At 45.8% G+C, this 14,308-nt stretch carries 8 protein-coding genes; 5 read left to right on the top strand and 3 right to left on the bottom strand.

The annotated features are described in order from the left end of the window. Nucleotides 1–68: 68 nt before the first annotated feature. The 3 genes from ahpC to KTR07_RS05455 all read right to left on the bottom strand — a co-directional run bounded on the left by ahpC (nucleotide 69) and on the right by KTR07_RS05455 (nucleotide 3,241). On the bottom strand, nucleotides 69–635 hold the full coding sequence (ahpC, locus tag KTR07_RS05465) for an alkyl hydroperoxide reductase subunit C (protein ID WP_008761950.1): 567 nt from the start codon (nucleotides 633–635) through the stop codon (nucleotides 69–71). Between the two features lie 182 nt (nucleotides 636–817). Next, nucleotides 818–2,287, bottom strand: a complete 1,470-nt coding sequence (locus KTR07_RS05460) for a sodium:solute symporter (protein WP_011108495.1) — start codon at nucleotides 2,285–2,287, stop codon at nucleotides 818–820. Between the two features lie 24 nt (nucleotides 2,288–2,311). After that, nucleotides 2,312–3,241 carry a dihydrodipicolinate synthase family protein gene (locus KTR07_RS05455; RefSeq protein ID WP_008761948.1) on the bottom strand — a complete coding sequence of 310 codons (930 nt, stop codon included), beginning with the start codon at nucleotides 3,239–3,241 and terminating at the stop codon, nucleotides 2,312–2,314. Nucleotides 3,242–3,389: 148 nt separating this feature from the next. Here KTR07_RS05455 and KTR07_RS05450 point away from each other — a divergent pair, with 148 nt between their 5' ends. The 5 genes from KTR07_RS05450 to KTR07_RS05430 all read left to right on the top strand — a co-directional run bounded on the left by KTR07_RS05450 (nucleotide 3,390) and on the right by KTR07_RS05430 (nucleotide 14,281). Next, on the top strand, nucleotides 3,390–3,914 hold the full coding sequence (locus KTR07_RS05450) for an NUDIX domain-containing protein (RefSeq protein ID WP_011108496.1): 525 nt from the start codon (nucleotides 3,390–3,392) through the stop codon (nucleotides 3,912–3,914). Nucleotides 3,915–4,205: 291 nt separating this feature from the next. Beyond that, nucleotides 4,206–7,217: a tetratricopeptide repeat protein gene (locus tag KTR07_RS05445; RefSeq protein WP_055229229.1), complete on the top strand. Its 3,012-nt coding sequence runs from the start codon at nucleotides 4,206–4,208 to the stop codon at nucleotides 7,215–7,217. Nucleotides 7,218–7,229: 12 nt separating this feature from the next. Beyond that, nucleotides 7,230–8,951 carry a hypothetical protein gene (locus tag KTR07_RS05440; RefSeq protein WP_055229228.1) on the top strand — a complete coding sequence of 574 codons (1,722 nt, stop codon included), beginning with the start codon at nucleotides 7,230–7,232 and terminating at the stop codon, nucleotides 8,949–8,951. A 387-nt stretch (nucleotides 8,952–9,338) separates the two neighbouring features. Further along, complete coding sequence (locus tag KTR07_RS05435) at nucleotides 9,339–12,512, top strand: TonB-dependent receptor (RefSeq protein ID WP_048692643.1); 3,174 nt, start codon at nucleotides 9,339–9,341, stop codon at nucleotides 12,510–12,512. Between the two features lie 11 nt (nucleotides 12,513–12,523). Further along, the gene (locus KTR07_RS05430; RefSeq protein WP_117981326.1) at nucleotides 12,524–14,281 is read left to right on the top strand and encodes a RagB/SusD family nutrient uptake outer membrane protein; all 1,758 of its coding nucleotides are present in this window, start codon (nucleotides 12,524–12,526) and stop codon (nucleotides 14,279–14,281) included. The last annotated feature ends 27 nt before the right edge of the window (nucleotides 14,282–14,308 follow it).

The following is a 14,308-nucleotide window of genomic DNA, read 5'->3' as shown; positions in this document are numbered from 1 at the left end:
TCATTCTTTTAAAAGAAGGGCCGGCAGCGTCTCCGTTACCGGCCCTTCACACACATTATCAAGATCTATCAAATCTTACCGACAAGGTCAATGCTTGGCTTCAGAGTAGATTCGCCCTTCTTCCATTTAGCCGGGCAAACTTCTCCGTCGTGAGTAGCCACAAACTGTGCGGCTTCTACTTTGCGAAGTAATTCGCTGGCGTCACGACCAATATTGTTATCATTCAGTTCCACCACTTTAATCTTTCCTTCCGGGTTTACGACGAATGTTCCGCGGTAAGCCATACCTTCTTCTTCGATATATACACCCAGTGCACGGCTCAAAGCGCCTGTCGGGTCTGCCAGCATCGGGTATTTGATCTTACGGATACTTTCGGAAGCATCATGCCAGGCTTTGTGTACGAAATGCGAGTCAGTACTTACCGAGTAGATTTCCACACCCATTTCCTGGAACTGAGCATATTTGTCAGCCATGTCTACCAATTCTGTCGGACATACAAATGTAAAGTCGGCAGGGTAGAAGAAAAGGATTGCCCATTTACCTTTCAGGTCGTTGTTGGTTACTGTCTTGAAAGCTCCGTTTTGAAAAGCCTGAACACTGAATTCAGGAAGTTGAGAATTTAAAATTGGTTCCATACTCTTTATTGCTTTTATTGTTATTAATTGATTTGACTTATAACATCAGAAACATCGTTTTGTTTTTTGTTTCTGATGCAAAGATAAAGGCGGAAACCCCGCCTTTGCAAAAAAAGTCCAATCGAATAATTCTATCGGATAATAGATGAAACCAATATGCCTGCCAGTGAAGCTGCCTTCTTCTACTTCTTTGTTTTCAGTAAACGCATACTGAGAAAGCCTGCCAAAAAGATAACAATGGTTCCGAAGACAATAGTCAGGTTAGCATGAAACGGGCTTGCATATTCGCTCATAAAACCATCTTTAAAGAAGATAGGAGACAAGCTCATCCAGACGACAACGATAATGCCACAGATCACTCCCAAAACGGCGTCAACATTCCGCGCCTTCTTTGAAATATACCCCAGCAGGAAGAGTCCCAGCATACCACCGCTGAAGATGGAGGACAAAGCCCACCAGGCATCCAGCGCACTCTCTACGTTCAGAAATGCCAGCGCTACGAAAATACCGATTATTCCGATCAGTACATTCGAAACATACAAGGCTCTCACCGATTGTTTTTCTGTCGGTCTCTTATTTATATAACGGGCATAATAGTCCGTCAGAATGATAGTAGCCGAACTTGTAATGCTTGTAGCCACCGTACTCATTCCCGCCGCGAAAATGGAGGCAATCAATAATCCGGTAAGTCCGGTCGGAAGCGCATGTACAATAAAATAGGGAAAGACCGCGTCCCCCTCGACCCCTGCCGGAAGCAGTTCCGGAAACGTCTTGTAATATGCATACAATGCCGTACCTATCATAAAGAACACTGCAGAAACCGGAATAAACAAATAACCTCCGAAGAGAGCGGAGAACTTAGCCTGTTTATCACTCTTTGCCGTCAAATAACGCTGTACGTAGTTCTGATCAATACCATAATTCTGTAGATTGATAAATATACCGTAAATAAGGCATACCCAGAAAGTAGACTCGGTCAGACTGCTGCCGAAACTTCCCAAACTGAATTTCTGGTCAGTAATGGCTATCTGAAATACCTGCGCAGGCCCTTCGGGCATTTTAAACATCAGCACACAAAGGCAGGCTATCGCACCACCAATCAGAATAAATCCCTGAATCGCCTCCGTCCATATCACAGCTTTCAGACCACCCAGCATTGAATAGGCAATAATGGCAACGCTGGTTACTGCGATAATCATCTTAATATCCCATCCCAGCAGGGCATTCATAGGCAATGCGAGCAGATACAGAATAGACCCCATCCGGGCAACCTGCGTCAAAAGATAACACGATGACGCATATACACGCGCCCAGGGACCAAAGCGTTCTTCCAGAAAACTGTAAGCCGATACGCTTCCGATAGAACGATAAAAGGGTACAAAGTATTTAGCAGCAAAATACGAGGCTATCGGAATGGACAAGCTGAATACAAAAGCATTCCAATCGGACATATAGGCCTTGCCCGGATAAGCCAGATAACTGATACTACTTACATACGTTGCGAAAATAGACATTCCCACAACCCAACCCGGAAGGGAACGTCCTGCCGAAGTAAATTCCTCCGACGAACGTTTCTTGTTGAAGAAAGAGCAGCCGAAGACAACAACTCCCCCCGTGAAGAATAAAAAGATAATAATGTCGAGAATAGACATAGCCGTTCATTTTTTCTTGATTAATTACCTGAGCACTACATCAACTCCCAAATTTTGAAGTGCCTTCCATATTTTTCCTCTTTCCCGTTGTTCGAACTTATGGAAAGGCGCAGCCACATAATCGCTGCATATTCCGAGTAGACTGAGAGCACATTTCAGACCTTTCAGGTAACTGGACCCATGTTGCCCTACCGTATATATCGTAGCACTGATTTGCATTACTTTTTCCTGCAAACGTCTCACTTCTTCCATATCTGCATTCTTCGCAGCGTTGTATAAGCTCACATACAATTCGGGGAACATATTCGCACCACCGTTTACGCCGCCATGAGCCCCCAGCAGTACGGATTCCGCCATAATTTCTTCCGGTCCCACCAGCATCGAGAAATCCGGATTATCTTTCATGGCATACATCACCGACTGGAAATAAACCGTATTTGCCGAACTGTCTTTAAAACCGATTACGCCGGGATTCTCCGCTATCCGCTGAATCGTAGCCGGTGCAAAGTTCACCTTTGTATGAGTCGGCATATTATACAAGAATAATGGTAACGGCAACTGAGGCAGCAGATGCTCATAAAACTCGATCAGTTCGGGCTGACCTGTCGCAAAGTAGTAAGGAGGAGCGGAAACGACGGCATCGGCTCCATGATCTGCCGCAAGGCAGGCAAGGTTCACACTCTCCACAATCGAAGTATCGGAAATACATACCAATACCGGCAACCGTCCTTTCGCTATACGGCAGGTATTTTTAATCATTTCCATCCTCAATTTATAACTGAGGCTCTGTGATTCACCGGTAGTTCCCAACACAAAAAGAGCATGTACTCCCCCTGCTATCAGATGTTCGATCAATCTTTGCAAACCTTCCACATCCAACACATCATCGTCCAACAAGGGAGTTACCAACGGAGGAATAATTCCTGATAAAGGAATATTCATTTTGTTATTCATAGTCTGATTCTTTTAATTTGTATATGATTGTTATTAATGATACTAATAAGACGGGGTATTTAGCATTTTGTAATCACATTATTCCATATCTGAAGAAAAGATTTTATATTTTTGTCGGCAAACAATCTATTATATAAAATCAGTTATGATGAAACATCCTCTTGCCCAATTCCTGTACTGTCCCGAATGCGGTTCTCCGCACTTCGAAGTGAACAACGAGAAGTCTAAGAAATGCACAGACTGCGGCTTTGTTTATTATTTCAATCCGTCTTCCGCTACCGTGGCACTGATTCTGAATGAAAAGAAGGAACTGCTGGTCTGCCGCCGTGCCAAAGAACCGGCCAAAGGGACACTCGACCTTCCCGGAGGATTTATCGACATGAACGAAACAGGAGAAGAAGGAGTAGGCAGGGAAGTATGGGAGGAAACAGGATTGAAGGTAGAAAAAGCGACCTATCAGTTCTCCCTGCCGAACATTTATATCTATTCCGGCTTTTCCGTTCATACGCTCGATATGTTCTTTCTCTGTACCGTAAAAGACATGAGCCATTTCTCGGCAATGGATGACGTGGCAGATTCTTTCTTCCTGCCATTATCAGAGATACGTCCGGAAGATTTCGGGCTGGATTCCATTCGGCGGGGACTTGTACAGTTTCTGGCTCAACACAATTAACTAAAAGGGGCACTAAACTTTTGGGTATCAGACAACGTTTTAAATGAGGAAAATACTAAGATTCGTATTATCTTTGTAACCACCAATAATTATAAAACAACAATCACATGAAATTCAACATCAGACTTAATTACTCTCATCAGGAAGATAAAAAAGAGTCCAAAAAGAATAAGTATTTCGGATTCAAAATGGATGAGAGATAATTTACATAAAGATTTAAATGATTATAAAATAACTTTCAAAGGGTTTTCGTTGGAAGATATAGTCGTATTTTTGTCAAAACACTAGATTATGAAGAAAAGAATATCACGAATTATCTGCACCTTGTTGTGTTGTGCACCAATTGCCATCTCCGCACAGACAAGCGAAAAGATAACCTCTCCTGTCAACCTTTATAAAGAAGGGAAAGAACTTTTCCAGGAAAAAAATTATGCAGCTGCCATACCTGCATTGAAAGCATTTGTAAAGCAAAAGCCAACAGCAAGTCTCCTTCAGGACGCAGAATATATGTTAGTCAGTTCGGCTTATGAACTGAAAGACAAAAACCGCATCGAGTTACTGCGCAAGTACCTCGACTGTTATCCGGATACTCCCTACGCCAACCGAATCTATTCACTACTGGCTTCCTGCTACTTCTATGAAGGGAAATATGATGAGGCCCTGGCACTCTTTAATTCTACACGGCTCGATCTACTGGGAAATGAGGAGCGCGACGACCGCACCTACCAACTGGCAACCTGCTACATGAAGACTGATAATCTGAAAGAAGCCGCCATCTGGTTCGAAACGTTACGTGCCAGCAGTCCCAAATATGCAAAGGACTGCAGTTACTATCTCGCTTATATCCGCTACACTCAGAAGCGCTATGATGAAGCGTTGAAAGACTTCCTCCCTTTGCAGGACGACCCGAAGTACAAAGAACTCGTACCTTACTACATAGCAGAAATCTATGCTATCAAAAAGAACTATGATAAGGCGCAGATCGTAGCACAAAACTACCTGTCGGCCTATCCGAACAACGAGCACGCTGCCGAGATGTACCGCATTCTGGGAGACGCTTACTACCATTTCGGACAATATCACCAGGCAGTGGAAGCATTCACCGGCTATCTGGACAGAGATCACTCTGCTCCCCGCCGGGATGCACTTTATATGCTGGGACTCTCCTATTACCAGACAAAAGTCTACTCCAAAGCAGCCGAAATGCTGGGACAAGTGACGACCGCCAACGATGCCCTGACCCAGAATGCTTACCTGCACATGGGACTCTCTTACCTGCAACTGGCAGAAAAAAACAAGGCACGTATGGCTTTCGAACAGGCAGCCGCCTCCAACGCCAACCTGCAGATTAAGGAACAGGCCGCTTACAACTATGCACTTTGCCTGCACGAAACATCCTACTCCGCTTTCGGTGAATCGGTTACTGCTTTTGAAAAATTCCTCAATGAATTCCCGACTTCTCCGTATGCCGAGAAAGTAAGCAACTATCTGGTAGAAGTTTATATGAATACCCGCAGCTACGAAGCTGCTTTAAAGTCAATCGAACGGATCGCCAAGCCGAGTGCACAGATCATGGAAGCCAAACAAAAGATTCTCTTCCAACTGGGTACACAGTCATTTGCCAATGCCAATTTCGAACAGGCTCTCCAATATCTGAACCAGTCCATCGCCATCGGGCAGTACAACCGCCAAACAAAGGCGGACGCTTATTACTGGTGCGGAGAATCTTACTACCGCCTCAACCGGATGATGGAAGCCGCCCGCGATTTCAACGCTTATCTGCAACTGACCACGCAGCCCAATAATGAAATGTATGCGCTCGCCAACTACAACCTAGGATACATTGCTTTCCATCGTAAGGACTATACACAGGCAAGCAATTACTTCCAAAAGTATATCCAACTGGAAAAAGGCGAAAACAGAACAGCGCTTGCAGATGCCTACAACCGTATCGGAGACTGTCATCTGAATGTGCGCAACTTTGAAGAAGCCAAGCACTACTACTCGCAAGCCGAACAAATGAATACTCCTTCCGGCGATTACTCATTCTATCAGCTGGCACTGGTATCCGGTTTACAGAAAGACTATACCGGTAAGATCACTCTTCTGAACAGACTGGTCGGCAAATATCCTTCTTCTCCATACGCAGTGAATGCCATCTATGAGAAAGGACGTTCTTATGTACTGATGGATAACAACGGTCAAGCTATTACCTCTTTCAAGGAATTGCTGGAGAAATATCCCGAAAGCCCCGTCAGCCGGAAAGCTGCGGCTGAAATCGGTTTGCTGTATTATCAGAACGGCAACTTCGACCAGGCAATCAATGCGTACAAACAAGTGATTGAGAAATATCCGGGCAGCGAAGAAGCCCGCCTGGCAATGCGCGATATGAAATCTATCTATGTAGATTTGAACCGTATCGATGAATTTGCGGCTTTAGCCAATGCGATGCCGGGACACATCCGCTTTGACGCCAGCGAACAGGACTCACTTACGTATGCGGCTGCCGAAAAGATTTATGCACGTGGCAGAACAGAAGAAGCCAAGAGCAGCCTTAATAAATATCTGCAAACTTTCCCAGAAGGAGCATTTAGCCTGAATGCACATTATTACCTCTGCCAGATTGGAAATGAGCAGAAGAATTATGATATGGTGCTCCTCCACTCCGGAAAATTGCTTGAATATCCGAATAATCCATTCGCAGAAGAAGCGCTGATCATGCGTGCAGAAGTACAGTTCAACCAGCAACAGATGGCAGAAGCTCTGGCAAGCTACAAGATGCTGAAAGAAAAAGCTACCAATGTAGAACGCCGCCAGCTTGCCGAAACCGGTATCCTGCGCTGTGCCTTCCTGCTGAGAGACGACGTAGAAACGATTCACGCGGCTACCGATGTGCTGGCTGAAGCCAAGCTTAGTCCGGAACTGAAGAACGAAGCTCTTTATTATCGCGCAAAAGCTTATAAGAATCAGAAAGCGGACAAGAAAGCATTGGATGATTTCCGCGAACTGGCCAAGGATACCCGTAATTCTTATGGTGCCGAAGCTAAATATCAGGTTGCCCAGTCTCTTTATGACGCAAAAGAATATACGGCGGCAGAAAAAGAACTGCTCAACTACATCGAACAGAGTACGCCACACGCTTATTGGCTGGCACGCAGCTTTGTCCTCCTGTCGGACGTATATGTCGCTATGGGTAAAGACCTCGACGCACGCCAGTATCTGCTGAGCCTGCAACAGAATTACCAAGGCAATGACGATATCGAGAGCATGATTGAAGACAGACTAAAGAAACTAAACAAGTAAAGATTGAAAAGTATGAAACGAACTCTTTATATAGCAGGAGGCTTTACACTGGCATTTCTGATGCCGTTCAACCTTCAGGCACAGAATACTCAGCCGAAAGATACGACCATGAACCGCACGGTCGTCGTAGAACAGGAATATAATCCCGACATTCTGGATGCTTCCAAAGTGAATGTGCTGCCCAAAGTGGAAGAACCTACCGTCAGCAAAAAGGAAGTGGAATATGCCACTACTTTCTTCCCGGCTACCTCTATTCCTGCCGACCTAATGCGTCCCTATGTAGGAACGGAAGTGCAGCCCGGCAGCAAGCCCGGATATATACGCGCCGGATATGGAAACTACGGTAATCTGGATCTCCTTGCCAATTACCTGTTCCGTCTGTCGGACAGGGACAAGTTGAACGTCCGCTTTCAGATGGACGGAATGGATGGCAAACTGACTATGCCGGAAGCAGACACGAAATGGAACGCTTATTATTACCGTACCCGTGCGAATATCGATTATATCCACCAGTTCAACAAGGTAGATTTCAACATCGCCGCTAATTTCGGACTCAGCAATTTCAACCTTTCTCCGGTTCAGCCCGGCAAGCAGAAGTTTACTTCAGGAGACTTCCATCTGGGAGTAAAATCGACAGATGAAAATTATCCCATACAGTTCGAAGCGGAAACCAATCTGATGATGTACAACCGTCAGAACAATAACACTTTCTTTTTCAATGACAAAGTCGGAGAAACACAAGTGCATACCAAAGGATTGATCAGCGGCGCTATCAGCGACGAACAGAGCATCAACATCGGATTGGACATGCGTAATCTCATCTACAATAAAGACCTGAAACTTGCTGACGACCTCCAGGTATATGAGAACCGTACCGCTCTGGCACTGAATCCGCATTATAAACTTAGCAGCGACAGCTGGAATCTGCGTGCAGGAGCCAATGTAGATCTCTCATTCGGCAGCGGTAAATCATTCCGCGTGTCTCCGGATGTAACAGCACAGTATATCTTCTCCGACAGCTACGTACTCTATGCGCAAGCTACCGGAGGCAAGCTGGTCAACGATTTCCGCAGACTGGAAACGATCTGTCCTTATGCCTTGCCGGCAGCCCCTATTCTTGATACATACGAACAGCTGAATGCAGCGATAGGATTTAAAGCGAGTCCTTATCCCGGATTATGGATCAATCTGTATGGCGGTTATCAGGATTTGAAAGACGATTTCTTTGAGGTACAGGAAGAAACATTTGTCAACTATGATCCCTCACTTGCCGGTGATGCTCAGGAAGGGAATTCCTCGTCTCCGGTCACAGCACATCAATATCTGAATCTGGAATTCAGCAATACCAACAACTTCTACGCCGGTATGAAGATCAGCTATGAATACAAAGACCTCATTGCATTGTCCGCTGCTGGAACTTACCGTAACTGGGATGCGAAAGAAAAATACAGCCTGTATATGAAACCCGCCTGCGAAATTAATTTCAGCGCAGACTTCCGCCCGATCACAGGACTGAATATCAATCTCGGTTACGATTATATCGGACGCACAAAGGTAGAAGGCATTAAAGCCGCAGCAGTCAGCGACCTGCATGCCGGAGCCAGCTATAATGTGTTCAAAGGAGTATCCGTGTATGCCCGGATTAATAATATCCTCAATAAGAAATACCAGTATTATCTGGGCTATCCTACAGAAGGTCTTAACTTCCTGGGAGGATTAAGCTTCAGCTTCTAGACAAGACATATTCTCCAAAGAGAAGAACCAATCAGATGCCCATCCTGTTATTGCCTATGTGCAACATAACAGGATGGGCTTTTTTATTGTTCCTTACAAAGCCTCCTTTTCCATCCCGTCTATAATTTTGTATCAAGGTCTACCCATTTGTTACAGATAGTGTTTCTAGCTATTTGTGCACCTAATTTGGTGAATATTGCACGTCCATTTTTCACATCACCCCTAATTTTGCATCATCATTAAAAGATAAATGAAGTTAACCTTATTGCACATAAGCAAAGGATATATTTAGAAACTGAAGAGAGAATAAAGAGAATAAAAGTCACCCCCAACCCGGTTGACCTAACTATAAACTAAATATATTATTAACCTATCAAATTAAACAGTATGAGAAACGCGCTCAATTTAAGATTCTGCTTTCTTGTTACGTTTCTTTTATTCATACCGTTGATGTATGCCTTGCCCCCAGAAGGTATCACAATTAAGGGTAGAGTAACGGATGAAACACTCAAAGAAGGCGTTCCCGGAGCTAATGTGACTGTGAAAGGCACGAGCATTGGGACAATCACAGACTTTGACGGTAACTTTACGATCGTCGCCCCAAGCAAAAAATCCGTATTGAACATTTCCTTTATCGGGTATGTAACTCAGGAAATCGTGGTCGGAGACAGAACAATCATCAATGTTTCCTTAAAAGAAGATGCACAGAACCTCGGTGAAGTGGAAGTTGTAGCTATCGCATACGGTAATCAGGACAAGCGCATGCTTACCAGTGCCGTCTCCTCCATTGACAACAAAGAGCTGATCAAATCTCCGGCAACAAGTATCACGAACCTCCTCGCAGGAGCACTGCCGGGTGTATCTTCCGTACAGACTACCGGACAGCCTGGTAAAGATGCTGCTGCCATCTACGTACGTGGTGTCGGTTCATTAAATGATTCACAATCCAAGCCCCTGGTTTTAGTAGACGGAATAGAACGTGAGTTTTCACAAATCGACCCGAACGAAATCGAAAGTATTTCAGTATTGAAAGACGCCTCTTCCACCGCTGTATTCGGAGTAAGAGGTGCTAATGGCGTTGTATTGATCACCACCCGAAGAGGTAAAGCAGGCAAAACGCAGATTTCCGCCAGCACCAAACTGGGTCTGCAACAACCCATCTCACTGGTAGAGCAGACCGGAAGTTACGAGTTCGCACGCTTCTGGAATATGAAGCAGGAGATGGACCACGTTACGAATCCTAAGTTATACTTCACTCCGGAACAGGTAGAAGCCTATCGCACCGGCTCAGACCCCATCATGTATCCCAGTATGGACTGGAAGAAGTATATTTTTAATAATATCTATCTTCAAAGCCAGAACAACCTAAATATCTCCGGCGGTAGCGATAATGTACGATACTTCATCTCAGTAGGTTATACTTATCAGAACGGACTTCTGAAAGAACTTCCCGGACAAATGTACGACAATAACTATCGTTACAACCGCTATAACTACCGCGCCAATATCGATGCCAATCTGACCAAGACCACTTCGATGAAACTCGGTGTCGGTGGTGTTTTAGGTAAGATACAGGAACCGCGCAGCGTCGTTTCGGGTACAGGAGAAGACCAAAACCCCTGGGTAATCGCACAGATCTGGTCACATCCGTTTGCCGGACCGGGATTTATCAACGGAGTACGTACACTGATTCCTAAAGATATGGTTCCGCTGGGAGAAGTGATGCGTGACGGTATGTTCGTATTCTACGGACAAGGTTACAATCAAACGTATGACACGACATTGAATCTGGATTTGGACATCACACAGAAACTGGACTTTATCACTCCGGGACTGAGCGTTTCCGTGAAAGGTGCTTACGACAATAAATTCAAACTGGAAAAAGTACGTACGGGAGGCGCCATCGAAGCGCAGACTGTGTACTACAAATCATACTTTGACACCAACGGTACGATGTCACAGACCGATCCCGACTACGATAAATCACTTATCTATGTACCCAGCGGCAGCGATACTCCGCTCACTTACTCGGAAAGCAGCGGACGCGGACAGAACTGGTATCTGGAAGGACGTATCAACTATGACCGTACATTCGGCGACCACAGAATATCCGGTCTGTTCCTTTACAATCAGTCGCGTAACTATTATCCGGACAGCTACACTTATCTGCCCCGTAACTACGTAGGATTGGTAGGACGTGCTACTTACGCCTATCAAAGTAAATATCTGCTCGACGTAAACGTCGGCTACAACGGTTCGGAGAACTTTGCTCCGGGCAGCACCCGTTTCGGTGTATTCCCTTCCTTCTCTGCCGGCTGGATCGCAACTGCCGAGAAGTTTATGGAAAACCAGAAAATCGTAGACTACCTGAAACTCAGAGCATCCTGGGGACGTGTAGGTAATGACAAGGGTGTAGACTCACGCTTTATGTACATGCCTGCCGTATGGGGATCATCGGGCAGTTACAGCTTCGGTGTGGACAATCCGATTTCCCAATCGGCAGCAGCCATCTCACGTATGGGTAACCCGGCAGTAACCTGGGAAACAGCCGACAAGCAGAACTACGGTATTGATCTTAAGTTCTTCAACAGCCGCCTGTCCGCTACCTTCGACTACTTTATCGAACACCGCACAGGCATTCTGATCTCTCCGGAATCGACCCCAAGCATCATCGCAACTGCACTGCCTAACCTGAACATTGGTAAGGTAGACAACCACGGTTACGAAGTTTCTCTCGGCTGGCGCGATAAGATCGGAAAGGATTTCACCTATAATGTGGATGCCAACGTCTCTTTCGCACGCAACAAAATCCTCTATATGGACGAAGTGCCCAAGCAATTCTCTTATATGAACCAGACCGGTGGCTCTACCGGACGCCAGACCGGAGTATACAACTACATCCGTCTCTATCAGTACAGCGACTTCATCACCGGAGCCGACGGCGAACTGACCTTAAAGCCGGAACTGCCTCAGCCTTATCAGAAGGTATATCCGGGTGACGCCATGTACGCCGACCTCAATGGAGACCACATCGTGGACGGTAATGACAAGAGCGTAGCAGGTTATGCTACCCGTCCGGAATACGTTTTCGGCATGAACATGGGATTCGACTGGAAAGGATTCAACTTCACCATGCAATGGGTAGGTTCCAAGAACGTTAACAGAATGTATGACATCGAATACCGTATCCCCTATACAAATGCCGGAAAGCGTGGTTTGCTGACCTACTTCTACGACGGTTGCTGGACTCCGGACAACCAACTGGGAGCTACTTATCCGCGCCCGTCGGAAGAATCGGAAAGCTGGAACTCCGAACCTTCTACCCTCTGGTTGGTAGATGCTTCCTATCTCCGCTTGAAGAGTCTGAGCTTCGGTTATACCATCACCGGAAAGAAATTCCTGAAGAAACTGGGCCTCAGCTCACTCGGATTAAACTTCAGCGGCTACAACCTGCTGACCTTCTCACCGCTTAAATATCTTGATCCGGAAAGTGATCCTAACCGATTCGGAGATTATCCGCTGATCAAAGTATATAGCTTCGGTTTAAATCTTAACTTCTAAAAAACGACTGTATGAATAGAATAATAAAAGGACTCGGAATAGCATTAGGTTGCGTACTGATAGCCTCCTCCTGTTCTGAAATCAGCTTCGGGGATAAATTTCTGGGCGACCAGCCTGAGAGTTCCGGAGCGACTACCGAAGAAATGTTCTCTTCGAAAATAAATGCCGAAAAGGTGCTGACCAAAGCATATACCGGATTACCTTATGGGCTACCGACCGGCTCTGACTACAAATTGGGTGTGAACATACTTGAATCAATCACAGACTTATGTTACAGTTTCCGTGACAATATCAGTGATGGGCCTGTCAAGCTCTATTACAACGGAGCACTCAGTGCCAACAACGTCCCAAAGAATTCTGCTTACCGTTATGGAAGCAAGTCTGACTGGACCACCATCCGTTACGCTTGGTTATATATCGAGAACGTAGAGAAAGTGCCCGACATGACAACCAGCGAGAAAAGTGAACGGATCGCGGAAGCCAAAGTTTTGATCTCCCTCTGCTATTTCGAAATGCTGAGATATGTAGGCGGTGTGACATGGCTGGACCACTATGTAGACGTAAACGAGACAATGAATTTCCCCCGTATCACTTTTGCCGAAACGGTAGAGAAGATCGTAGGATTGCTCAACGAAGCCATCAACTCCAATCTGGCCTGGAAAGCCGAGAAAGCAGATGACGGACGTATGACCCTGGCAGGAGCGATGGCATTAAAGTTCAAGGTATTGCAATGGGCAGCCAGTCCGACTTTCAACTCAAACACTAAATGGCATCCGGAAGCAGACGAATATACCTGTTACGGAAATTACAGCGACCAACGATGGAAAGATGCCGCCGAAGCAGGCGCAGCCTTTTTCACAGAATTACAAAAACGGCACGAATACGAACTGATTCAACCTACGGAAGAGACGCACCGGGCAAGACGTCTGGCCTATCGTCAGGCCTACTACAACCGCGGCGGAACAGAAATATTAATCTCTACCCGTCAAGGATATGGCTCCGATGTTCACAGCAGCTTTATCGGCCAACGTTATTACAGCGGCCCTACATTGAACTATGTAGATATGTTTCCGTGGGAAGACGGAACTGATTTTCCGGCAAATTTCGACTGGAAGTCACCCTCCAAGCAACCGTTCTTTACAAAAGGCGAAATGGTGCCCACCCGCGACCCACGTCTGTATGAAAATGTAGCTTGTCCCGGAGACACCTACTGCAACGGAACAACAGCTCCTGTTTATATCAACCATGCCGACTACAAAGACGGTAGCGGATTCCTGATCATGAAGTACATCTTACAGGAAAACAACGATCGCGAAGGTCCGGTACAATGGTCACACACCCGTCTGGCGGAAATCATGCTGGGATATGCGGAAGTACTCAACGAAGTCAACGGACGCCCTACCGACGAGGCTTACAAAATGGTAAACGATGTACGAAAGAGAGTAGGTCTGCCGGAACTTTCCAAGACGATGAATCACGATCAGTTCCTCGAAGCAGTACTGAGAGAAAGAGCACTCGAATTAGGATTTGAAGAAGTACGCTGGTTCGACCTCGTTCGCAGAGACCGTCAGAGCGACTTCAAGAAGAAGTTGTACGGACTCAGAAGCAGAGGTAACGACCTGAACAATCCGACTGAGTTCACCTTCGAGAAGATCGAACTGGGAGACCATTACTGGGCTACCAACTGGGATACCAAGTGGTATCTGGCTCCGATTCCTCAGGAGGAAATCAACAAGCAATATGGAATGACCCAAAACCCGGGCTGGTAAATGACACGTTAACTAATATCGTTTGAA

This window comes from Bacteroides sp. MSK.20.82 (assembly GCF_019052485.1).
Taxonomy (GTDB): domain Bacteria; phylum Bacteroidota; class Bacteroidia; order Bacteroidales; family Bacteroidaceae; genus Bacteroides; species Bacteroides thetaiotaomicron.
The sequence above is the reverse complement of the archived record's forward strand: the minus strand, read 5'-3'. Positions and strand labels throughout refer to the sequence as shown.